This is a genomic window from Roseburia sp. AF12-17LB, from assembly GCF_003479605.1.
Lineage (GTDB): Bacteria > Bacillota > Clostridia > Lachnospirales > Lachnospiraceae > Roseburia_C > Roseburia_C amylophila.
In genome coordinates, this window is the sequence record NZ_QUHR01000003.1 from 240833 (window position 1) to 263535 (window position 22703).

At 36.9% G+C, this 22703-nt stretch carries 22 protein-coding genes; 1 reads left to right on the forward strand and 21 read right to left on the reverse strand.

Features of this window, described 5'->3' with window-relative positions:
- Positions 1–17: 17 nt before the first annotated feature.
- Genes DWV68_RS05630 through DWV68_RS05640 form a run of 3 tightly spaced genes read right to left on the reverse strand, consistent with a single transcriptional unit; the run spans position 18 to position 3030 of the window.
- Positions 18–860 (reverse strand): carbohydrate ABC transporter permease, encoded by an 843-nt coding sequence (locus tag DWV68_RS05630; RefSeq protein ID WP_330419929.1) that lies wholly within the window; start codon positions 858–860, stop codon positions 18–20.
- Positions 857–1732: a carbohydrate ABC transporter permease gene (locus tag DWV68_RS05635; protein ID WP_118057002.1), complete on the reverse strand. Its 876-nt coding sequence runs from the start codon at positions 1730–1732 to the stop codon at positions 857–859. The genes DWV68_RS05630 and DWV68_RS05635 overlap by 4 nt, the downstream gene beginning before the upstream one ends.
- Positions 1729–3030, reverse strand: coding sequence for an ABC transporter substrate-binding protein (locus DWV68_RS05640; protein ID WP_118665224.1), 1302 nt, complete (start codon positions 3028–3030; stop codon positions 1729–1731). Before DWV68_RS05640 ends, DWV68_RS05635 begins: the two co-directional genes overlap by 4 nt.
- A 169-nt stretch (positions 3031–3199) precedes the next feature.
- Here DWV68_RS05640 and DWV68_RS05645 point away from each other — a divergent pair, with 169 nt between their 5' ends.
- The gene (locus tag DWV68_RS05645) at positions 3200–4042 is read left to right on the forward strand and encodes an AraC family transcriptional regulator (RefSeq protein WP_118665226.1); all 843 of its coding nucleotides are present in this window, start codon (positions 3200–3202) and stop codon (positions 4040–4042) included.
- Between the two features lie 310 nt (positions 4043–4352).
- On the opposite strand, the gene DWV68_RS14680 is transcribed toward DWV68_RS05645, so the two are convergent.
- From DWV68_RS14680 to DWV68_RS05730, 18 genes are all read right to left on the reverse strand, one after another.
- Positions 4353–5057 (reverse strand): hypothetical protein, encoded by a 705-nt coding sequence (locus DWV68_RS14680; RefSeq protein ID WP_243089454.1) that lies wholly within the window; start codon positions 5055–5057, stop codon positions 4353–4355.
- A gap of 148 nt (positions 5058–5205) precedes the next feature.
- Entirely contained in the window at positions 5206–6210 is a 1005-nt protein-coding gene (locus DWV68_RS14685) for a recombinase family protein (protein WP_243089456.1), read from the reverse strand.
- 206 nt (positions 6211–6416) lie between these two features.
- Positions 6417–6995 (reverse strand): hypothetical protein, encoded by a 579-nt coding sequence (locus DWV68_RS05660; RefSeq protein WP_118665228.1) that lies wholly within the window; start codon positions 6993–6995, stop codon positions 6417–6419.
- A 139-nt stretch (positions 6996–7134) separates the two neighbouring features.
- Positions 7135–7512, reverse strand: coding sequence for a helix-turn-helix domain-containing protein (locus DWV68_RS05665; protein WP_197420819.1), 378 nt, complete (start codon positions 7510–7512; stop codon positions 7135–7137).
- Positions 7499–7948 (reverse strand): LexA family protein, encoded by a 450-nt coding sequence (locus DWV68_RS05670; RefSeq protein WP_243089458.1) that lies wholly within the window; start codon positions 7946–7948, stop codon positions 7499–7501. Before DWV68_RS05670 ends, DWV68_RS05665 begins: the two co-directional genes overlap by 14 nt.
- Positions 7949–8204: 256 nt before the next feature.
- Positions 8205–9239: a hypothetical protein gene (locus DWV68_RS05675; RefSeq protein WP_118665231.1), complete on the reverse strand. Its 1035-nt coding sequence runs from the start codon at positions 9237–9239 to the stop codon at positions 8205–8207.
- Between the two features lie 34 nt (positions 9240–9273).
- Positions 9274–9432, reverse strand: coding sequence for a hypothetical protein (locus DWV68_RS14365; RefSeq protein WP_156454670.1), 159 nt, complete (start codon positions 9430–9432; stop codon positions 9274–9276).
- 271 nt (positions 9433–9703) lie between these two features.
- Positions 9704–9919: a hypothetical protein gene (locus tag DWV68_RS05680; protein ID WP_118665233.1), complete on the reverse strand. Its 216-nt coding sequence runs from the start codon at positions 9917–9919 to the stop codon at positions 9704–9706.
- Positions 9903–10100 carry a hypothetical protein gene (locus DWV68_RS05685; protein WP_118665235.1) on the reverse strand — a complete coding sequence of 66 codons (198 nt, stop codon included), beginning with the start codon at positions 10098–10100 and terminating at the stop codon, positions 9903–9905. Before DWV68_RS05685 ends, DWV68_RS05680 begins: the two co-directional genes overlap by 17 nt.
- 150 nt (positions 10101–10250) lie before the next feature.
- Positions 10251–10667 (reverse strand): hypothetical protein, encoded by a 417-nt coding sequence (locus DWV68_RS05690; protein WP_147404529.1) that lies wholly within the window; start codon positions 10665–10667, stop codon positions 10251–10253.
- A gap of 137 nt (positions 10668–10804) precedes the next feature.
- On the reverse strand, positions 10805–13210 hold the full coding sequence (locus DWV68_RS05695) for an AAA family ATPase (RefSeq protein ID WP_118665239.1): 2406 nt from the start codon (positions 13208–13210) through the stop codon (positions 10805–10807).
- Position 13211: 1 nt separating this feature from the next.
- The gene (locus DWV68_RS05700) at positions 13212–14003 is read right to left on the reverse strand and encodes an ABC-three component system middle component 1 (RefSeq protein ID WP_118665241.1); all 792 of its coding nucleotides are present in this window, start codon (positions 14001–14003) and stop codon (positions 13212–13214) included.
- Entirely contained in the window at positions 14003–15544 is a 1542-nt protein-coding gene (locus DWV68_RS05705; RefSeq protein ID WP_118665243.1) for an ABC-three component system protein, read from the reverse strand. Before DWV68_RS05705 ends, DWV68_RS05700 begins: the two co-directional genes overlap by 1 nt.
- Entirely contained in the window at positions 15545–15982 is a 438-nt protein-coding gene (locus DWV68_RS05710) for a very short patch repair endonuclease (protein ID WP_118665245.1), read from the reverse strand. It abuts the gene before it with no gap.
- Positions 15983–15998: 16 nt separating this feature from the next.
- Positions 15999–18449, reverse strand: a complete 2451-nt coding sequence (locus DWV68_RS05715) for a DUF2357 domain-containing protein (protein WP_118665247.1) — start codon at positions 18447–18449, stop codon at positions 15999–16001.
- A gap of 12 nt (positions 18450–18461) precedes the next feature.
- On the reverse strand, positions 18462–20639 hold the full coding sequence (locus tag DWV68_RS05720; RefSeq protein ID WP_243089460.1) for an McrB family protein: 2178 nt from the start codon (positions 20637–20639) through the stop codon (positions 18462–18464).
- A gap of 26 nt (positions 20640–20665) precedes the next feature.
- A complete protein-coding gene (locus tag DWV68_RS05725; RefSeq protein ID WP_118665251.1) occupies positions 20666–22405 on the reverse strand; it encodes a DNA cytosine methyltransferase in 1740 nt (579 codons plus the stop codon).
- A gap of 7 nt (positions 22406–22412) precedes the next feature.
- On the reverse strand, positions 22413–22604 hold the full coding sequence (locus DWV68_RS05730; RefSeq protein WP_013281303.1) for a helix-turn-helix domain-containing protein: 192 nt from the start codon (positions 22602–22604) through the stop codon (positions 22413–22415).
- Positions 22605–22703 lie beyond the last annotated feature (99 nt).

Here is a 22703-nt window from a genome sequence, read left to right on the forward strand (position 1 = left end):
GTCACCTCGTTTTATTTTTATCCTTTGACTGCACCGTTTGCCACACCGTTTAAAATCTGTTTCTGACAAATCACATAGAAAATAAGGATTGGAATCAGTGCCATAATATAGGAAGCAAATGCCAGATTGTAATTGGTTCCAAACTGTGTCTGGAAATTAAGCTGTGCAAGCGGCAGCGTATTCTGTCCGGTTCCAGACATGATCACAAGCGGTGTCATAACATCATTCCACGTTCCAAGAGCTGTCAGGATTGCAACTGTTGCATGCATTGGCATCATCATTGGAAAGACCACTTTCCAGTAAGTAGTCCATGTGCTTGCTCCGTCAATATCTGCCGCCTCTTCCAGCGCTATCGGAATATTTTTTAAGTACCCACTGTAAAGAAGGACGTTCATTGGCATATAAAATACCAGATACAACAGAATGACACCCGCGCGGTTTCCAAGTCCCATATGCGCCGTCTGCTTTACCAGAGGCATCATTAAGATGGAAAACGGAACAAACATTCCGCTGACAATATACAGATAGATAAATCGGAAACTTTTTCTTCTTGCCATGCCGCGTCCGATCACATAGCCTGCAATTGAGTGGATCAGGATTGCCAGTACGATTGTTACCAGTGTGATCAGTAAACTGTTTCCAAGAGAGTGCCAGAAATCGGTCACTTCCATTGCCTGACGGAAATTTTCAAAACTCCACTGTTTCGGGAAAGAAAGTGCACCCGCCACATCGTTTGTCATCTCACTCGGTTTCTTAAACGCAATGATCACTGCCATATACAGCGGGAAAAATACCGTAACCGTCCCCAAAATCAGAACAATCGTAAGTACCCAGTTTGTTTTCTGTTTTACTTTCATCATAGCTGCTCCTCCTTCTTATTCATGACTGTCATCTGGAAAAGTGAAATCGCCACGATCACAATAAAGAAAATGACTGCATTTGCACTCTGGAATCCAAACTGTCCGCCATCCATACCATTTTTATAAATCAGGTAAGAGATGGATTCGGTGCTCTGTGCCGGACCTCCCTTGGTCAATGACATGATCTGGTCGAATACCATGAGGAAATTCTTTGTGCTCAGTACCAGATTGATCGTCACAAACGGCATCACCAGTGGAAATGTTACTTTCCAGAACTGCTTCCATTTACTGGCTCCGTCAAGCATGCTCGCCTCGTAGATTTCCTCCGGTACAGTCTGCAGACCGGAAATATAGATGATGGTATTCATGGCAACTGCCTGCCATACACCAACAATCAGCACACCAATCCATGCGTATTTTTCACTTGCAAGAATACTGTTCTGTAAAAATCCAATATGGAACACATTTCCCACAGTTGGAAGAATGTAAGTAAAAATAAAACTGAAAATATAGCCGATGACAAGTCCTCCTAAAATATTCGGTACAAAATAAATACCGCGCAGTGCACTTTTAAAACGGATTGCACTGTTTAATCCAACTGCCATGATCAGACTTAGCACATTTACCAGTATCGTTCCTGCCAGTGCATATTTAAACGTAAACAAATAGCTTTTTCCCACGCGGGAATCCGTAAACAGATCTGCATAGTTCCGGAACCCGACATAATCGTAAGTTCCGTATCCTTTATAATTGGTAAAGCTGTAAATCACACCTTTGATCATTGGAAGTGTATTGAATGCAAAAAATAAGATCACAACCGGTATGATAACCGCCCAGAATGTTTTGTCCCTGTTTGACATTTTCTTTTTCATTGTGCATCCTCCTGTTCTTTCTGATAATCCTGCACTTTCCGAATCAGATCCCGGTTATAGCGCTTCCAGTCGGAATCAAATTTTGTCAAAAACTTTTCCTGTGCATTGTCGCTTGTATCCAGCAGGAACGTCTGGATCATGGCATCCACACTCATCTCACTCGGATAATGGTGATCCTGATAATCTGCCATGCGGTTGTTTTCAATGTAAGGACGCATATCCTCGAGTGTTTCCGGAATTGCAAAATCCCCGTCTTTGCAGGCAATTCCGCCCTGATCATCCAGATAAATCTGAATGGTCTCATCGTCATACAGATATTTTAAAACTTCATATGCAGCCTCTTTATTTTTGCATGATTTCATTACGGAAAACTGCAGATCAATTCCTGAATTTAATACATTGTCTGATTCCTCATCATTTGCAGGAAATGTAAAAGAGCCGATATTCATATCCGGATTGACCGATTTGATCTGCGGGATCGCATAGCTTCCAATCGGATACATGGCAGCTTCCCCGCGGGCAAATGCTGTACATGCATCGTTATAACCATATGCATACGGATTTTTTTCTGCGTAATCCAAAAGCGCACGCATCTTTTCTGCTACCGGTCCATACGTATCGGAAAATGTGGTATTTCCCATATTTACCTGATTGCAGGTATCCGAATCGGTAAGTCCGACTGCCAGCGCATTCCACGGAGCCAGACAGGTCCAGGTATCTTTAAAGCCCAGATACAGCGGAAGTGTTCCGCTCTGTTCTATTTCATCACACAGTGTGGTAAATTCCTGCCAGGTGGTTGGAACTTTCCAGCCATTTTCCTCAAACATATCTTTGTTATATAAAATTCCTGCCGCGTTTGCCACATATGGAAGTGCATACGTGCCATCCTTTGGAATAAACTCCAGTTCCTTATCCATATCCAGATATGCCTGTTTTACGGTCTGGACTTCATCCAGATCGGAAATATCATCAAACAGATCTGCATCTAAAAAGTTGGAATAGTTGATGTCTCCTCCGATTGCGATGATATCCGGATAATCCTCCCGGATAAAACGTGTCTTTAAAATGGTCATTGCTTCGTTTGGAGATGAAATCGTCAGATGGATGTCATCATGTGTTTCATTGAACCGCTTTTCAATCTTTTCAAATGCCTTAACTGCTTCCGGTTTGTAGGAAACCACTTCGATTTCGGTTTTCCCGTCTGCCCTTTTTTCACTTCCGCATCCGGCTAGCCCCGTCATGCACATGCCAAATGCGAGCACAGCCGCAACACTACGGAAAATACTTCTTTTTGCCATATTCTTCTCTCCTTTTCTTAAATATATCCGCTTACCTTTTTGATAATCTGATTATAACATACCTTTATGCATCCTTAAATACCAGTTTTTTTTTAATTTTATACCCAAATGCAATATTTTGTGCTATAATAGATACAAATATCACATTTTGGTATATACGGAGTGTTTTATGAGTAATACATTTTTTAATATTTTTCCAAATGAAAATTTTATCGATCTGTGCATGTATCAGTTTGGATATGAACAGTGTGATCCCGGCCATTCATTCGGGCCTGCAACACGCAACCACTACCTGTTTCACTACATTCTTTCCGGAACCGGAACTCTCATGGCAGACAATGCAAACGGGGATACACAGACCTATTCCGTAAAAAGCGGACAGGGATTTATGATTTTCCCGGGGCAGATCAATACTTACATTGCCGATGAACAGCTTCCATGGGAATATATGTGGATCGAATTTGACGGCTTACGTGTAAAAGAGGCTTTAAGTGTCACAGATTTGTGCAAAGACGCGCCCATTTATCATTCACACTCCAAAGAATTACGGGAAAAGCTTGCCGATGAAATGCTTTATATCGTCAATCATCCGCAGGAATCCTCCTTCCATCTGATTGGGCATCTGTATCTGTTTTTGGATTATCTGCTACAGTCGGCACAATCGACAAAGCTGGTCTCCAGCGGACGCATGAGTGATTATTATATAAAAGAAGCGATCAATTATATGGAACAGAATTTTCAGAATAATATTTCGATTGAAGATATCGCTGCGGTATGTGGCATCAACCGGAGTTATTTCGGAAAAATCTTCCGCAACTCGATCGGCCGCTCCCCGCAGGAATTTCTTATAAACTACCGCATGGTAAAGGCTACGGAATTATTAAAGCTGACTTCCTTATCCATTGCAGATGTCGGCTCTGCTGTCGGATACGAAAATCAGCTTCATTTTTCCCGTGCATTTAAAAATATTTATGGTGTCTCCCCACGGGAATGGAGAAATCAGAACAAGTAACAATAGATAAGATAGATATCATTCCTATCAGTCTTAATATCTCTCAGTATCATTACCTTGTCCATTGAACACTTCCATATCAGTAAAAAGGACATCCAGTCCACACTTCTTCTTAATCTGTGCGATATACAGTGATGAAACCTTAAGTCCTGTCTGTTCAAGTACATATGCCTTTATCTACTCATATGTCGCTTTTCCTTTGAATTCAGATAAATCCATATCCTCCAGAGAGAAGTCCACCTTCACTTTTCTGCTGTCGACCATTCTCCGTTCCACTTCGGTCCGCGCTGAGCAAAGGTTCACCGGACCTTTAGCGTCCTTGGAAAGTAAGACAACCGTCTCCGCATGCATCGGGTGATGTATTTGACTGCAAAATGTTGGAGTCGTCTGGTATAAGTGACTGCAAACCAGAATGACTTAAAGAACTATTAGAAGATGTATCATCACTCTGGCAAACCTCTTTGGTATGACTGTCAGAACCGGTTTTCTTCTTGGCTGCATTAAGTCTTTCGAGCTTAAAGTGATTAGCATCTTTACGATCCTTGAATCCGGTCCGATAAACAAACGTTATCATCGACGGATCAGCATTTCCTTCTTCATTATAACCTCCCACAATGACATAATCCACTATGCTTTCAAATACTTGACGATCAAATTCTTTTATGGTAGTCTCTGTCTCCAATTTTTCACGCATGAATGAAATACGATCCTCTAAATCAAGTTTAGAATTTCCTATGTCTTCTAAAGCTGCAATCTCAATCTTCTTTTCACTGAGCTGATTCTGCAGGGTATCTCTCTTCTTCTCAAAGGTTTCAAAATCGATTTTTCCTTCAAGATGCATATCTAGCAGATTATTGAGCTTGTAACTGATATCTTTGAGTTTATCTTTTTCCTTCTCGATGCGCTTACTAACATCACTATCACTAAGCGTCGACTCAACCCTTGATAAAAACTCATCCAATACATCTTTATGATCACGAGTCATAATATTATATGATTCAACAAAAGCGCTCATCAGAGCCTCTTCAGGAATTGCTTTACAATTAGGACAATTCTTTTTACCTGTCTTTGAAGCTGTGATACAAAGCTATATCGTTTTTCGATATTTCCCTCCATGCCAAGTTCTTCTTGTCAAAGTTGCGCCACAATAACCGCATCTACACTTACAGTCTGAATGCATACTTATTGGTATAAAGAGTCCTATACTCATCTTTTCTCAATCTGGCATTCGAGCGGCATTTACCTCTTTTAGCAAGAATCTCCTGTGCCTTATCAAATACCTCCCTACTAACAATGGCTTCATGATGATCTTTCAGCAGATACTTATCAGACTCTCCTAAGTTATCCAGTCTTCTGTGTAATATAGAATCTACTGTAAATGTCTTACCTTGTAGCAAATCCCCAACATATTTTTCATTACGAATAATACCTGCAACAGTTGTCTGATGCCATTTTTTAGAACCGGAAGGATTGGGAACTCCCATTTCTTCAAGTTCACGAGCAATAGTAGATGAGCCTGCCCCAGAGACATATCTATTAAAAATGTATTGAACAATCTTTGCCTCTTCCTGATTAACTGTCATGGTTTTGGTTGCAGGATCGTAGTCATAACCAAGAGCACCAACAAATCCAACGATTTCTCCTCTAGACATCTTCATTGCCAGGCCTTTTTTTACATTATTTGAAATATTCTCTACTTCCTGCTGAGCCACTGAGCTTAAAACCACAAGCAGCAACTCACCATCCATAGATAATGTATTAATCTTTTCATCCTCAAAAAAGGCTGCAATATTTTTCTCTTTCAGAGTTCTCACATACTTCAAGGTATCTAAGGTATTTCTAGCAAATCGGGAGATTGATTTGGTAATAACCATATCAACCTCCCCGTCCAGACATGCATTTATCATTTTTTGAAAACCTTCACGCTTAGAAACCTGAGTTCCTGTAATAGCTTCATCTGCATATACTCCAGCCATCATCCAATCCGATTCTTTTTCAATCAGCTCTGTGTAATACTTTACCTGAGAACTAAAACTATTAAGCTGTTCTTCCCCATCAGTACTTACACGACAATAAGCTGCTACCCTTTTACGAACAATTTCTTTACCTCGCATTCTGCGATCTTCCAGAGAAGTCTTCGCACGTATAATACTTACTTCATTTTCCATGTTCTGAACCTCCTATATTGAATTCTACCAATAGCCCACTAATCCACAAGTATGTCAGATACTATTCCGTAGTCGCCTTTGAGAGAACTCATACATTTTTCATACTCTTCATCTGTTAAAAGTCACTCGCGAAGTAATATTCCTAAATAACTAACTTGTATGGAGTAACGGAGGAGTTTATCTTTTTTATCCACAACCACCCCTCCTTACTTTGTGCCGACATGACACGAAGCCACTTCTAAAATCTCAGTTATTTCCTGCTTAACAGATTTGCGAATCTTAGTAATCTTCTTTACTGCTGAGTGATACTCAATCCCACAACTTGAAGCTATATCTGTGAGATTCATTTCTTGGTTCAAATACTTTTGAAATAAATTGCGTTCCTCACTTACACGGCAATCAACCTGTAGTTCATATAGATGCTGTATTTCCATCATATCCTTAAGAATATAAGCTTCTTCAATGATCTTCTCAGAGTTATCAATTCCCTCTAGAATATCTCCCGAAAAATCGCACTTTCTGATTGCACTTTCCAAATTTGCACGAAAAGATGCTTCGTTGCCGGTTGGATCACTGTAACCATTTCTGGATTGAACTCTAACACCCAACTCACCATAATCGACTCTTCTATTCTTTTCTTTCTCTTCCCAGATGATGTATTTCATAGCTGCTATACGTGCATTAATGATTCCATCTATCTGAGGATAATACTTGCAGATTATATCCACCTTGGTTTCAAGTGTTGCCTCTGCATATTTTCTAATAATAGTTGCCTTAGTTTCCATCTGATCCTCCTTAAAAGTCCGATTGATGTCACTAAAGCTGCGCGCTGCTTCGTAACTTCTTTACATATACAATTCTAATTGGATTAGCCTTTGGAATCGTTAACGCGGTCGTGTACAAATGGTACACAAACTGTGAACCTTAACTCTCAAGAATCTGAATCTGTCTGAGCATTGCAAGAGCAGACTGCTCCGACTTTTCAGTCTTCAGATTGTTTAGAATCTCTATTGCTTCATTAACAATAGGATCAAGATTATCCGGCGAGTCACCGTTTAATATATAATCAGCAGATACATGAAACAGGCGGCTCAGCTGGGTAAGCATCTCAGCTGAAACACCTCTGCTGTTGTTCTCATAATTGGAAATTGCAGACTTTCCCTCAAGATGAAGTCTTGCAGCAAGCTCCTCCTCAGATCTAGTATCATCAAATACGGATACCTTGCTTTTCTTCACGCACACAACAAGGCGGGCACCGCATTCTGGGCAAACCATATACGAAGTTGTACTAGCTGACTCCATAAGAAATGCCCCACATCTGTGGCAACATAACACACATTCCCCAGTTTTTTCCTCCGCAAAACTCACCAACATCACGCCTCCTTTGACTATCAAGGTTGATATCTCTCATTCGGAAAAACATCGAGGCAGGCAATGACACATATTCCTCTATATACTCTTCCTCCAGCGTAGGAACGCCGCAGGAAACAGCACCAAGTAGTGCCACACTTGTAAACTCTGTCTGAACCTTCTCGGTCTGTTCAGTAGATATCTGCTGGCCATCATATCTGATCATGCCATTCTCATTCATGGCTACTAGGTACTTATATGCAGTTCCTCTGGCAATACCGATCGCATCTGCAATCTCTGTTGTAGACGGTGAGTGGCGATAATTCTTGTAGTATTCTTCTACAAATGTCTTAATAGTACCCATAAGCTCTGTAGATTTGTGTCTCATACGCCGCTCCTTTCTAAGGGAAGCAATCTGCTTTCGTTACTTCCTGATTAAAAGTATAATACTTCGAACATGTGTTTGCAATAACAATCTACAAAAAGTTTGCAATGGTCGACAAGCCGCGAAAATCGTGCACTCCCCCTTTTATGATTCTAATTGTAGCAAAAAGACTGTCCCTTAATAAGGACAGTCAGCCAATTGAAAGCAATTGAAAACCAATCAACAACAGTTGAGCACAGTTGAACTAATTCCATCACAGCTAAAAGATAATCCTCTTTATTTGATCTACAAGTTCATTCATAAACTTATATAATTCTTCCTTCGCCTCAAAATAATCTTTCTTAAAGGCTTTAATAGTAAGTCCCTTTAATACATCAGATTGAACTATATCAGAATTCTTAATATATTGACCCAACCCATAATGAGCCAAACAATTACGCAATTCTCTGTTCTTTAAATCAGAATTCAAAAACAGATTCAAGCCGGTTTCCTTGTTTAAATCTAAAATAAAATCACAAAGGTAATAGTACATCAAATAACAGAACTTAAATTTTTGTGGAATTTCCTCCGTGATATATTTTTCCACAAATACTATACAATAGTTTATGCTACACAAAATAGAAAATAAAACGAACCCAACTTCATTATTTAATTTCAACGGACAATTATTGAAAAAATGATAGTCAGGAGATGATAATTCGCAAAGGTGATCATATTCATATACATATGGTTTCCCTAAGCAAAAAAAACTGGCCAACTTTCCTGTAACAACACTCATATCTCTTATTTTGGGACCCATACTATTATCAAACCCTTTGAATGGCATATAAATACCGCACAATATTGTGTTTCCACAATATTCACCATGACATATATCGGTTCCAACATTATAGTACACGTTCGTCGCTATAGACAAAGGAGTCCTTATAGAATAGAAGTAATCATCAGATTGCTTCAAAGTATCCATAAGCTGAAGTCTGTACTCTTTATACGTTTTATCTAATAATTTATGCCCTTGTCTAAGCAATGAATAATATGTGTTCTCTTCTGTGCTAAAGTTTGGTACAAAACGTAATCCAACCTTTCGCCCCCACTGTTCTGCGCCATTCGCAAACAATCCGATATATGGCTGACTCATCATCATATAGTTATTATCTGCCTTCGATGGCTCCTTAGATATGTCTATCAACGTAAATATAAATCTGGCATCTCCTTTAATCAAAGAATACGCCACTTGTTGAACAGGATTAAGCTTTTTTAGTTGTTGTCTCATAAATCGTTCATAATCTATCACGCTTCTATCTCTCCTATTAGATGTTATTGACTTTTCATTCTAACTTCTCCTCAATCGAGCCCAATAACGGCTGATCATACCAGTACAGTACTTCATTAATCGTATCTATATCGTAAATCTCATTTCTAAAAAAATATTCTACAGTCACATCTGCTTTTCTGCTGTGAGAAAAAGCATATCCGGCACTCTTCATCAGACTCTCTGCTTCCTCAAATGAAAGTTGCAGGCCAATTGACAAGGCAATTTGAATATTCCGGCGCCTCAATACCAAGAATCCGGCTAAATGGATACCGATTCACCGAGCGGTATAAGCTACCTTAAAACCGCTTGATTGCTTAACAAACATATACAGGGCTGTCCTGTCAAGCCCCAGCCGCTCCTGCGGTGCGAATGCAGGCTTTACCGGACCGCCTGTATATGGAAAAAATCAAATAGCGGTTTCCCAGTTCCGGAATTGCGGTATCCTATGACCGGACAGATGGTGTAATACCGCCCAGACTATTCACAATTACTGTCTTCTTTCTTGGGATATATCCCTGACCTTTTCTGATCTTGGCAAAAAGCCTTCTGTCGATTCCGGCTCTTTTATAGACAGCAACATCCGTCATATCCTTGGTATCAATAAGCTTCAGTAAAATCTCAGAAAAAGGCTCATCCAGATTATCAATCAGATTTTTCAAGTGGACCTATCTTCTCTGGTTCCATAAATGCTGCGGAATCTGGCGAAAGCATATAATCGGCTTGTTCATTATCAACCGCTTCTTTTCTTAAGAAGTCCGGAACCATTAAAAGCTTGTTTTCCATGCGTCTAGAAGATTTTGATACGGCAGAAAACTGCGGAGCAGCCAAAACCCGTCCCACAGTCTCTTCATCTATGAAATTTCCCTAAATAAAGCTTTCAATGCTTTTAAAAGCTCATTAGAAATAATCACTTCTTACCTCTTTTCTTTCCAACTGGTTCTCATAATAAAGTCCTCATATACACCGTCATAATACAATCACCATAAAAAATCACTTACACAATTTATTTTCAATCCCGTTCTCAATCATATCCGCTAAGGGATTCAACGTCTCAAGTAATTCTTTACCAGAAAAATAATGTATGTAAGCCTCTTTCTGATTGATATAACGGCATTCTAAACCTGCATTATTTTTCCATATAAATTTTATTTCCTTGAATTCTGAAGGAAAGAACATAGGAAAAGTCAAACCTCCAGTTATTTCCTTATGAGTTACAAATCCTCCTGCATGTTTGATTGTATTGTTTACATAGCGGCACGCTAAAATACTCTCATCATTCTCTAAGAATCTATCTGCATAATCCATTAACGCATGAATAGATGCAACCAAATAAGCTTCTACTTCATCTATTTTTCCAGTATAGCAGACATGTTCTAAATATTCTTTAATTGCGTTCTGCAATCCCAAAAACATAATTCTGAAATTGTTTTGTAAATTCTTTTTCCCTCCAAATCATCACCTTCACTTTACACATTATAAATAAGTCGCTTTATTTTCTTGCTATATCAATGCATAAATCAACCAACTCGCAATGCCTATAAGGCTTATACACCATACAATTGATCTTTAACATTAAAAGATTGTCCAATTCTATTGTATTTAAAGAACTTATACAAAATGTAATTTTCCTTATCTGTTTCATGAGTTGATAAGATAATCTGTCTATCCTTAAAATCATTACGAAGTACTTCTATCATTGACGAAATATTAATATCATCCATTGTTTGAACCGGATCATCTATAAGAATAAATCCAAGATCATCTTCTGATTCTTTTACATATTGCTTATTCATAGAAAAAAGGAACGCCAAAACAAATCCCGATAATTGTCCCGAACTGAACGTATTAAGGATATCGTGCTTCACATCCCCATTTGTCACAAATCGCATCTCATCTTTACTGATAAATACGCCTAAACCATTCTGATAATCCTGCAAAATCTTTCCAGTATAGATTAATAATGGCACTCTCAGTCTCTTCAAAATCTGATTCTTATAAGATTCGATTGCATCAGAATATAACTTCTGTATATTCTTCAAATCTTCTCTTATCGCCTTTAAAGCTTTCCATCTTCTAATGTTTTTCTTAATGCGAGCTTTAATTTCATTGGCTTTTTCATTCTTCTTTGAATTTATTGCAGCTTTAATATAGCCTTTCTTGTTATCAACCATTTTTTCATCCTGCAATAGATTTTGCTCCGTCCACTCTATATCAGGATATTCTTCTAATAAAGAATCATAGGCGTACAAAGAAAGATTATTTGTGAAATCTTCATTCGAGAAAACTCTCTTAGCTTCTATAAACATCCTTTGTAATTCATTTTTTTGTTCCTGTTTTCCCATGTCATCAAAAGCTTTATCCCCTCTGATCAATGGAATAAGCATTTCAACATTTTCTACCCTCTTCTTGTCAGAAACAAAGGAAGATAATCGCCTTACTTCATCTAAAATAACACTTACATCAGAATCATTAAGAGCCCCAATTTCTTTATTCAAAGCATTTTGGGATTCCTTAACAGCTTCCTCCAACTGTTTTACCAGTTCATTATATTTCTTTAATTCCTCTCCATTTTCTTTTTCTAAAAGAGCATGAGCTGCTTCATATGCCTCCTTCAATTTTATTGATTCCCCATACTGCTGACCACAGTACGGACATTTGTCTGTATTTTCATCGAATTCCTCATTTGCTTCGTACAATGCAATTCTGGCACTTTCCATCTTCTTTATTACTGCCTGTTTAGAAGAAAGAGTTTTACTCATTTCAATCAGATTTGTGCACATACTTTGTACATCTTCAATATCGAAGCGAACGCTTTCTGGAAATAACTGCTTTAGTTTCCTCATTCCATCCGCACTATAATCACTTGGAACAATCTCTTTACTTCTTAAGAAAGCGCTATTATTAAAAATCGTTATTACTCGATTCTTCGACTCTATAATATGCTTAATACCACCAATATCTATTTTTTTATCCTTCACATAATCACGGCTTAATAAACAATCTTCTACCCCGTTAACCATTGCAGCTTCAAGCTTCTTGTTCCACAAATGATTCTTATAGTCTTCATAGTCTTTGACCAAATGTGAAATTCTATCAATGTCCCTTACTCCACGTTCAAGTTCTGATATATCGACCTCTTCAAGTTTTTCGGAATCCCAAAGTGGAGCACTATCCATATCTCCAAGATTTATAATGTTAAAAAATTCAAATTCGCAACCAGATTCATCAATAGCACCAACCACCCTAAGCTGATCGATATCTTCATTTATCTTGACATCTAATGATTTAATTTCTTCATTTATTACAACATTAGAGGAAGATGCAGTTTTTCCAATTAATTTATCCTGAAGAAATTTTACCCAATTATCCACATCTCCCAGGTCAAGTAACGCATTCATTGCATCCTTTCGTTGAGTTATAGACTGCTTCAAAAAATGTACAGATTCAGCTTGAGATACATAATAATAAACAGCAAAATTCTCTTTAGAATACTTTAGTACATCAAACTCAGATATACTTTTTCTCCAATCTGAATATTCTCTAATACATACATCCAAATTTTCAGTGGAGATACTCTCATTTATCATTCCATACGTTATAGAATCCGAATAATTGACCTTGTGCATTCCATGATCTATTCTTGCAATCAAAGACAAGCACTCACGTTTTTCATTTATTAAAGTGCAAACTATATAGCCATCAGAATCTGCTTCATTCAGTAACACATTTTTTTGCAGATCAGTATTTCCTTTTTCAATAGCCTCATTGAACCTAGTTATTTTATTAGAAAAGACCAATTCAATTGCGTCAAAAAATGTTGTTTTTCCAAATCCATTCGGACCTGTGAGAATAATAGGATTCTTTGTATCATCTAAAACAAATTCGTAATACTTTGAACCATCAAAGCACTTAAAATTCTTAAGTCTGACAGACTTTACTTTATACTGCATCTTATCCCCTCTTTTCCAGTCTCTTTTTCATCTCAGCCTCAATAGCAGCATCATCTTCAGGCAAGTTTAAAACTTTTATATATTCGTCTATATCCACACAGTTCTTGCTAATCAAAGTATGATATTTAAGAAATTCAGCGTCCATTTCTGACTCAATACGCTTCTCAACTGCCATCGGCTTTTGCTGCGCGACAAAATTATATTGCAAAAAAGGTATTTTAGAAAATAATCTTATAACTAATTCGTAAGCATTATCCAAGTTCCGATGTCCTGCAAGTTCATAATACGCTTCTTCCTGATTAGCAATTTCACTCAATATATTCACTATGTTTTTCTCTGGATAGTCAGAAATAATTATTTTTAGTTCGTCCACCTGCTTGTCAGTATAGGGTAAAACAAATCTTCTAAAATAGTGAGGTGACTCTTCAACCGAATATATTAGATTCCTATACTTATCCAAATTATTTAATGATTCCAATTTGATCGGATAAATTGCAGATGTGTTTTTGTCGATTTGTGCAGCTATACTTGCATTATCATTCACAAACAACTCCTGAATTTTTCTTTTTACACCCTTTCCATTTGTATTCTCATCAATATAATCTTTTTCAAGCTGCTTTAACATTGTTAGCATTTCTACATCTGTTATGCCTTCGCCAGTTGCTTCGATATAATCAATCAGAAAAAAGCTTGTCTTATCTTCTGATTCAGCAGCATAAAATTCAATACTGTCATCTTGCCACTTTTCACCAAATCCATATGCTTTAAAAATCTGTTGTATTAACTCTCTCATTACAGTAATTCCTCTTTTGCCTGCTCAGCATCAACCAAGCGTATTATTTTAGGTTTATTACAATCAGCCTTTTCATCTTCTATATTGCTAGAAACAATATGCCTTATTTCTTCCAGCTGATTTCTTTCCAGTATATTCACATTGGAACCGTCTATCTTAAATGTCTCATCATTTAGACGACCAGTAATTAAAGTATCGCACTCATAAAGGAACGATTTATCTGGATTTTCTCTTATTCCTTTTTGTATTTTTTCTCTAAGTTTTTCTTTTTTACGACTATCATCAAGTGATAACCAATAAAACTCTTTATTCAATGAAGCCGTAATTATATTTTTCTCATTCAATGTTAAGACAGACAAATCCTTTAACAGTTCAACCAATTGTGTTTCGATTGTTTCATCACTTGGAAGATTATTAATACTCTCTGTTGGTTCTTGCAAAAGAAGATTAAAAACTAAGCTATGCTGTTCTTCAATCTCCCTATCTGACAATTCTGTAAGTTGTTTCAACAGATTACAGGTTTCTGCATTTGCACACTGTTCACAATTATTTTGATTACAATTATTTTCTCTAAACTTTATAAATACCTCATCTATTTTGTTCAGCACTAGAAAATACTTAAACTCTTTGTTATCGTCATAATTGCTATAGTATTCTTTAACTATTAATCCATAAAATTCACTAAATGAGATAATGCATCTATCATTCTTGTTCTTTTGAATAAAAAAATCTGTCACATACTGTTCTATAAGGCCTAACCCCTGTTCATACAAGAAACCACAATATTTATCATCCGCATATGTCCACTCGGGATGCACCATAGCAAGTATATCTTTAATTAGCTGAACACCTTGTTTTTTTACCTCTTTTATATCATCAAATTTTATTGGCCATTCTTCAACAAAACACCGGTCTTCAACACCATCCGGATTAGCGGATAAATAAATGTGTTTTCTATTTTCTATCTCATTCACATGTTGCTGAAGCTCGTTCCGTATACTTTCAATAGCATTCTCAACAGAATTCCTATCTTTTTTTCCTCTTGTATTATATTTAATAATGCTATATTTCGAAGCCTTCACAGTATTAGCTGTAACAGATTCCAATACAATATAATCATCAGGATTATCTGACGCATTTAAATCACCTTTTGAAACAACATCTTTTTGAAATTCAATATTCAAATTCGAAATAACCGAATACGCCTTTTCTAAAAAGTCACTTGGAATATGCTTATTTGAATTGACATGAAAATAACCCATTTCTGCGTCATTTTGAATAATTTCAGCGATAAAAGCAAATTTATCTTTATCATCAAGATTAACTGCCCCCAGCTTCACCTGATGCAAAGACTTGTATTGGCCATTCTTCAGTAAAGCAAAATCTTCCTCTCCTTCAATTTGAACTTCATAGTCATCTAGTGTCTCTTGTTTTGACAAAATATCCTTTATATAAGAAAGTGTGACATACAGCGCTATATTGCCCTGATATTTATAACCCTCCCATGAATATATTGCGCTAATCGGTGCTATCAAGCCCATCTATCTCAATCTCCCTTCAATATCATGATATTCTATTTCTTGCTCCAACCATTCCATAGTCTTAATCAAATCCTTCTTTATCTCACACTCCCAGATAACAATTACCTTCCACCCAAGCTTCCTAAGCTTTTCCTGTTTTATCTGGTCGTTTTTGACATTTTTATCAAACTTCTCAAGCCAAAATTCCGTTCTCGTTTTTGGTGTTGTCGCATCTTTACATCCTTCATGCCGATGCCAAAAGCAGCCATGAACAAATATAGCCACATGATACTTTGGTAGGACAATATCCGGCTTACCAGGATATCTTTTATCATTCTTTCTGAAGCGATATCCTTTTGAAAACAGATATTTTCTGACTTCCACCTCAATTTTTGTATCCTTGCCCTTAATCCGGCTCATATTCCAGCTTCTTTTTTCCGGTGTAAGCTTATCGCTCATATTACTTCACCATCTTTCAAGATTTCACTAATAACCAATCTTCAGTTACAACCTTAGGTGAATGCGGACTGAATGTATCATTTCCATTCACGCCATTCAAATCACTATTATTACAGCTAATCTTTGGCTCAGTGCAGCTTACTATCTCCACCTTAAGAACATAATAAAAATCTGCGGATCTTTCTTTACCATCGTTAGAACCACTCTCTGTCAGTAAATCATCAAGCTGCTTTTTTGAAACCAATTCTCTTGATTTTATGATTCCTTTAAGCGGCTCTATTTCATATCTACCCGTAGCATTAATATCATTCTGATAAAAGCGAATATACTTTGCTTTTCCTATATCTTCATGATGTGAATACACTGATTCACCCTTAATAGCATAGTAATAAAAGACAAACGTCCTGCCTTCAGATAAAAGGTCTTCTCTGCTCAGTAACTCATAATAATCATGTCTCAAATAACCGATAACACACAAATCATTATGGATATTCTTATTGTCCTTTTCCTTACCTGTAGTTCTTTTATCTAACGTACTAATCACAGGTTCACCAAGTACAAGGTTGCTATAAGACAACATACGGTTAAGTCTGCTGTATTTTCTGCTACGTGCTTCAATGATTTCATATATAAAATCCTTCAATACATTTTCACTGTCCGTCTGAATACTTGGTTTGATTGCAAAAGCACCTACTCCTGGAAGAACCTCCTCAAAGAGTCTGTAATTCTTTGTCTTTGAATCAAAATCTCCAGGATACAGGACGTAACTTCCTACAGTTCTTCTAATTGCATCATTGTATGTATGCATTTTCAGAAGATCTCCTCGCTTGTATGTATTCGTTACGCTATCCTGTTTATCATTTTCAACTTCTTCCTTTATCTGCTCCTCAGTCATTTCATTTTCATCAGGTCCGATAAAAGATCTTAGATCCGTTATCCTGTACTTTGCATCAAAATGAATGTAGCTTACCGCACCTTCTCTGATGGCATCTTCAGGTTTAAGATAATCCGAAGGATACACTTCCAGCGTGTAATCCGGTCTAAATGGTCTTGAATATGATCCTGCATATTTTGTATTGGAAAACTCTTCCCTTGAAAAGGTCCTGTTATAATACAGATTCACTCTTGTACCCAAATCAGGGAGAAGAAATGCCTGACAAGAAGTCTGACCTTCGCTTAATGAAATAGTTAGACCATTGTCAGTATTGATGAACGGCTTTTCAGAAGCCTGTATGCATTGGCAATTCTCGATTGAACTTATAATTTTTCTAAGCTCAAAAAACAGCCAATACTCATACAGCAATGCCGTATTTTTAGATTCGCCGCTATAAGCCACCTGCTCACCCTCCCAATTCAATTGAAGAGCAAGATCAACCATAGCTGCTGCATAGAAGATTTGTCTATATCCTTCTCTCTTTTCAAGTACCTGATTATTCTGTGGCATAATCGTAAGTTCTCTTACATCATCAAAGAAATGATCTCTCAAAATGTCATCAGTAATTCTTTGAATCTCTAAAGCCTCCCGATAGCACTCCGTATACATATTCTGTCCTGCATTTTTTCTTTTTGCGGCGTCAAGACTTGAACAGAGTTCTCTACATATCAAGTTAAATTTTTTCAAAGCAAACTTCACAAAACGGTTTGCAACTGTATCAAGACTGTCATACTTTCTCGTCACAGCAACTTCCTGAGGCATAGGCTTTCCATTTACCATCTGCCAGCCTCTACTATGAGAAAAAGGGCTGGAATAAAAGCTTGCACTTGGAGAGCCCTGTCCAATTGGCTTAAGGACTTCATCCTTCATAAGCATTCTATCCGGATTACGCTTTATATGTCCGAAAAGAGCCTGTAAGTTATGTGAGTAACAGAATTTCCTCAAAAAAATAAACTGCTCCAAAAGTGTTTTGGCACTATTGGTATCAGATGTATCAAATCTGTTTGATGTAACACCTGAATACTCCAGTAAGATTTCTGCACACTCTTCGGCGATCTTTTTAGTCAACTCAATATAGTCCTCTTCATAATTCATCTTCTGAGGTACTATTTCAAAATCGACTACAGTTTCATCTAAAGAATTTTTTAAATGTGTTCTTCCCAGATAGTTAATAAATCTAAAGGATAATGCATCTCTATCTCTGGTTACTTTGAGAAATTTATTGTTATTCTCATTTGGGAAACTGAGATTCTTACAAATCTGTTCCGAACCAGCTTGAATATCACCCTTTAATCTACATGTATAAGTAGCTGTTTCACGTAGTCTTAATATTTTCTGTCCATCCACTGAAGTTGCAATATCAAGCTTTGAGAGCGCAGCTTTAGACGCAGCTTCTTTTTCTTCATAGGCAATCATATCTGTGCCTTCTTCTTCATTAGCTACGTTAAAATCAATAGTATCCCACTCGCCCTGCGGATAAATCACTATCTCTATTCCATTTTTATCTTTAAATGAAACTGCTGCTATGCCCATTAAAACACCTTCTTACATAAAGCTTGCATACTGATATTTATCAAGTCTTTTCTTCATCTGCTCTATCTTCTTCAATGATAAAGTCATCTCTTCTGAAGACTCTCCAACTCCGTTTTTGCATTTAGTTTCGAGAGTATTTAACAGCTCTCCTATCTGCTTTCTATCACCATAAATCTTTGGAAGAATCTTCTGAACTATCTGCTCATCCATAGTCCTTGTAAGACTAAACCCTTCCTTCTGCAACTCACATGCTGCTGCAAAATACTGACGGATTTCCTTGACAGTACGATAAGCAAATTCAAACCCGCTTTCCTGTAACTCATCATAAATACCATCGAGGAATAATTTAATCTGATCAAGTACATCCGCATCAACATTGCAAACGCCATTTCTGATTTCCGATGCAAGAACCGCAAATCCTTCAGCCACTCCAAAATCAGCCGTTTCAACTTTGTTGACATCAGTGGCTCCTGTCATTAGCTTAAGAACATCATCCTTTTTCGGCTTAAATTCAACAACATTCGAACGATCCAACACTTTAGGACTAAACATATATGTTGTCTCATCTATATTCACTGTTCCTGTTACAAATAAGTTCTTAGGAAGACGAATCTTTTCAGGAATCACGTCTTTGGAATCTTCTGTATCCCCCTTTTGAACCGGCTTCTTATAAAGAGGTATTTCCTCATCTGATTCCATCGCACTTAAGAAATCCGAAAAATATCTTTCTACATGAGACAGATTCATTTCATCAAGAATTAAGAAATGTGGAATGCTCACATTCTCACTCGCCTGGAGTATAAAATCCAGTGTCGGTGTAGAAACATATCTCTCTTCCAATGGGTTATAGAAACCAAGCATTTTAGTATTATCCGTCCAATCCGCCCCAACTGGAACGATTAACCAATTTCTTTTTCCATCAACATCTTTCTCAAGATACTGCGATATCTGCTTTGCAATTCTCGTTTTGCCAGTACCACTATTACCAGTAAGAATTACAAATGGTTTTGCAATTAATGAACTGATATAACGCTGTGCGAAATCACTATCAAAACAATTTGGTAATTCCTCTAGCTTAAATTCCCTCATGAGTATGTCTAAATACCACTTACCGTCTTCTTCATAAATCTTTATAACATCTGAGTAATTGGCATTAATAATACTAATTAAAGCTATAAGCGAAAGACCGCTTGATGTTGCTTCATTCAATTCCGTGCTAACCCATTGATTAGATAATCTGCAGGTTTCTAAACTATCATCAACTGGTATCTCGTATTCTTTTTCCAAAAACACTCTAGACTCATCATTATATGAATCAGATGAAGTTCTCGGGAAAATATATCTAAGGTAATTACCTCCCAAATCATCAGTGACTATCTTGATATTCTTATCGTTTATTTTCAAAAGCGATGATATCCTTTTAAACTTATCTATGCCATAGATACAATCAACTAACTGCTGTGCGCATTTTTTGCATTGCTTGAAAGGCAACTCAATTCTTGTGTCATAAACATTTTCCAGTTCCTCTCCATCCTTAACTAAAGGATCTTCTGGTTCATTATAAAACTTACAAAAGTTCTGATATGAAAATCTTTCAAAGAAGTCTCGTTCAGATTTTGTTTCACCTATCGGAAAGTTTGTTTTGATAAACGCCATTTCGCTCTCAACCGCAGTAACGTCCTCGTCAGAAACATACAAAATATCATCATTTCCAACTTTTTTATATTTAACTGGTGCAGCAAATGCCTTTATGACGTTAAGCAAAATATCATCACTTTTTCCACCGATATTCTTTTCAACAAATTTCTCAAAGCTTACGGAATGATTCTCTGACTGTAGAATATCCTCGCATAATCGGCAATATAAAAGAAACGCCTCATCATCTGATTTTACATAAGGGTTCGGTGCATAATACGTCTTAAACCAAAAAACAAGATATCGTGTCAGATTATTGTCATCAAAAGTATATAAATAATTATGTACCTTAAAGCTATTTGTTGATCTATCTTCTAAACCAAGTTGGCATGCTTGCTGATAAGCAGTTCTTTTATATCCTTTCAATCGCTCCTCAGCTAAGTCTTTAGCAAAATCCCATGAAATAGAGCCTGCCATATCAGGATAAACTTCAAGTAATGATTTGAGATTAGCTAATGTAAAGTTTCTATATCTTGCAAATGGTGTAAATGACATATTATACAACCTCCCATTCCTTCTATTTAATCATTAAGCTTAGGATAGCTTAATAATATTTGCTCCATAATATGAATCAAGACATCAACAACAATACTGTTTCCTGCCTGTTGATACATTGAGGTATCTGAAACAACAATTTTAAAGCTGTCAGAAAATCCCATCAATCTTAGACATTCTCTTGGTGTAAGCTTTCTCAATCTGCCATCAGTCGTCACATAGTTGTCAACTCCTGCTCTATGCATCTTATGCATAGTAGTTAGTAATGGTCGCGCAACCTCAAGATCTGTTTCCGGCTTGCTGTAAAAATTCTTTGTTCCAGTAGACAATACATACTTTCTCACTTTTTCAGACAGATAGTACTTTTCTAAATCCGGAATATGATTCTTTTCTGCATCCTCTTCACTTTGGAATACAAAATCTCCATGCCAATTAAATTGCTGATTTTTCTTTTGACAAAGCTGAACCTCTCCATCTATCTGTGTAAATCTCTTTGAAAGATTTTTCTCACTGGTCACAAAGTCCACACCCTTTTCTGGTAAGAAATAACCACCTGGTGCATTGTCCAACAAGAAATCTTGCATTTTCTTTTCAAGCTCAATTGCTTGTGGAAAGCTAAACTCAACATCAAGATCAAGATCATTTCTAAAACCTACAACAAATAATCTTTCTCTATTTTGAGGAACACCATAATCTCTAGCATTGAGAACCTTCCAACTAAAGCTATAATCCAACTCACTAAAAACCTGCTGCATCTTCTTCCAAGTTTTTCCTCCATCATGAGAAGTAACAGCTCGCACATTTTCATATATGAAAACTTTTGGTCTTATTTCATCAATCAAACGTGCATATTCATAAAACAATGTTCCACGAGTATCATCTAATCCTCTCTGTTTTCCAACAAAGCTAAATGACTGACATGGACTACCACCAACAAATAGATCAACCTTTCCTGCGTATTGTTTTCCATCAAGGAATGCTATATTCCAATGGAAATCATCTTCTTTGATGTCGTAGTTAGCAGTGTAACTTGCTTTAACTTTGTTTCTCTTTTCAAGGTCCTCGTACAATGAATCGACATACTTCTTGCGAGCCTTCCAATCTTCTCCAAGTGAATCTAATTTCCTTTGCACACGAAGATAATTAATTTTTTCGTGAAGCATACTGGTTCTTTGAGCCAGATCTATAACTCTTCGAATCAGTTTTCTTCCGTTATCATTTTCAAATCTTTCGAGCAACTCTGTAACACTCTGCGTAAGTCCTGCTTTTTCAAGTAAGTCATTGTTGTCTCTAAAATCATTTGAAAATGCTAATAAAAGCAGAAACTCTTCAAGTCTCTTATTTGCGAAAGATCCCTTTCCTAGTTCCGCAAGTCTCTTACTATATTCTTTCTTTCTGTTGGCCTTTAATACATTAGAATCTAATAATTCGGTTGTAGTATTTTTAAGCAATTCATTGTCTTTTTCTTCGACATTATTTAACTGTTCATCCACTTCATGAAATTCAGTCATTGATGCTCTAAGCATACCTTCCAACTGGTTTTTATAAAGATCTTCCACATTGTCATTAATGCTTATTTCCTCAATCAGTTCAGAAAGCGATTCTAATTCTGTTTCTATTTCATCAATATCTGTATCAACATCCTTCGTAAGAATGTTTACATCACCATTGTCACATGCAAAAACAATTTCATTTTCGAGTCCCATTCGATTTAATGCATGCTCAATTGCTCCGATTCCACTAAATGCTGTTGCAAGTCTAATCATAATTACCTCACTCTATTATACTTTTTCCGCTCTTTACCCACTCGTCTAGTTCGGAGCATTTAAATTTCCAAAGACGTCCTATCTTATGTGCTGGAACATCCTTGCCTTCTTTAATCCACTTTCGTAAAGTTACTGGCTTAATCCCCAAATACTCTGCGGCTTCATCGAGCCCTATCCATTTATCCTGTAATTGATCCATATGTTTCCTCCGGTTCCAGATTACATTGTATAGTTATCTTGAATATCACTTTAATGATATTTTACTAGCTTTTTGCTACTAAATCAATGTATTATCTTA

What these genes read in the sequence shown, in the direction of transcription:
- DWV68_RS05630 (WP_330419929.1), bottom strand. Translation starts at nt 860, where the DNA reads ATGATGAAAGTAAAACAGAAAACAAACTGGGTACTTACGATTGTTCTG.
- DWV68_RS05635 (WP_118057002.1), bottom strand. Translation starts at nt 1,732, where the DNA reads ATGAAAAAGAAAATGTCAAACAGGGACAAAACATTCTGGGCGGTTATC.
- DWV68_RS05640 (WP_118665224.1), bottom strand. Translation starts at nt 3,030, where the DNA reads ATGGCAAAAAGAAGTATTTTCCGTAGTGTTGCGGCTGTGCTCGCATTT.
- DWV68_RS05645 (WP_118665226.1), top strand. Translation starts at nt 3,200, where the DNA reads ATGAGTAATACATTTTTTAATATTTTTCCAAATGAAAATTTTATCGAT.
- DWV68_RS14680 (WP_243089454.1), bottom strand. Translation starts at nt 5,057, where the DNA reads ATGAGCGCTTTTGTTGAATCATATAATATTATGACTCGTGATCATAAA.
- DWV68_RS14685 (WP_243089456.1), bottom strand. Translation starts at nt 6,210, where the DNA reads ATGGAAAATGAAGTAAGTATTATACGTGCGAAGACTTCTCTGGAAGAT.
- DWV68_RS05660 (WP_118665228.1), bottom strand. Translation starts at nt 6,995, where the DNA reads ATGGAAACTAAGGCAACTATTATTAGAAAATATGCAGAGGCAACACTT.
- DWV68_RS05665 (WP_197420819.1), bottom strand. Translation starts at nt 7,512, where the DNA reads ATGGAGTCAGCTAGTACAACTTCGTATATGGTTTGCCCAGAATGCGGT.
- DWV68_RS05670 (WP_243089458.1), bottom strand. Translation starts at nt 7,948, where the DNA reads ATGAGACACAAATCTACAGAGCTTATGGGTACTATTAAGACATTTGTA.
- DWV68_RS14365 (WP_156454670.1), bottom strand. Translation starts at nt 9,432, where the DNA reads ATGAAGAGTGCCGGATATGCTTTTTCTCACAGCAGAAAAGCAGATGTG.
- DWV68_RS05695 (WP_118665239.1), bottom strand. Translation starts at nt 13,210, where the DNA reads ATGCAGTATAAAGTAAAGTCTGTCAGACTTAAGAATTTTAAGTGCTTT.
- DWV68_RS05700 (WP_118665241.1), bottom strand. Translation starts at nt 14,003, where the DNA reads ATGAGAGAGTTAATACAACAGATTTTTAAAGCATATGGATTTGGTGAA.
- DWV68_RS05705 (WP_118665243.1), bottom strand. Translation starts at nt 15,544, where the DNA reads ATGGGCTTGATAGCACCGATTAGCGCAATATATTCATGGGAGGGTTAT.
- DWV68_RS05710 (WP_118665245.1), bottom strand. Translation starts at nt 15,982, where the DNA reads ATGAGCGATAAGCTTACACCGGAAAAAAGAAGCTGGAATATGAGCCGG.
- DWV68_RS05715 (WP_118665247.1), bottom strand. Translation starts at nt 18,449, where the DNA reads ATGGGCATAGCAGCAGTTTCATTTAAAGATAAAAATGGAATAGAGATA.
- DWV68_RS05720 (WP_243089460.1), bottom strand. Translation starts at nt 20,639, where the DNA reads ATGTCATTTACACCATTTGCAAGATATAGAAACTTTACATTAGCTAAT.
- DWV68_RS05725 (WP_118665251.1), bottom strand. Translation starts at nt 22,405, where the DNA reads ATGATTAGACTTGCAACAGCATTTAGTGGAATCGGAGCAATTGAGCAT.
- DWV68_RS05730 (WP_013281303.1), bottom strand. Translation starts at nt 22,604, where the DNA reads ATGGATCAATTACAGGATAAATGGATAGGGCTCGATGAAGCCGCAGAG.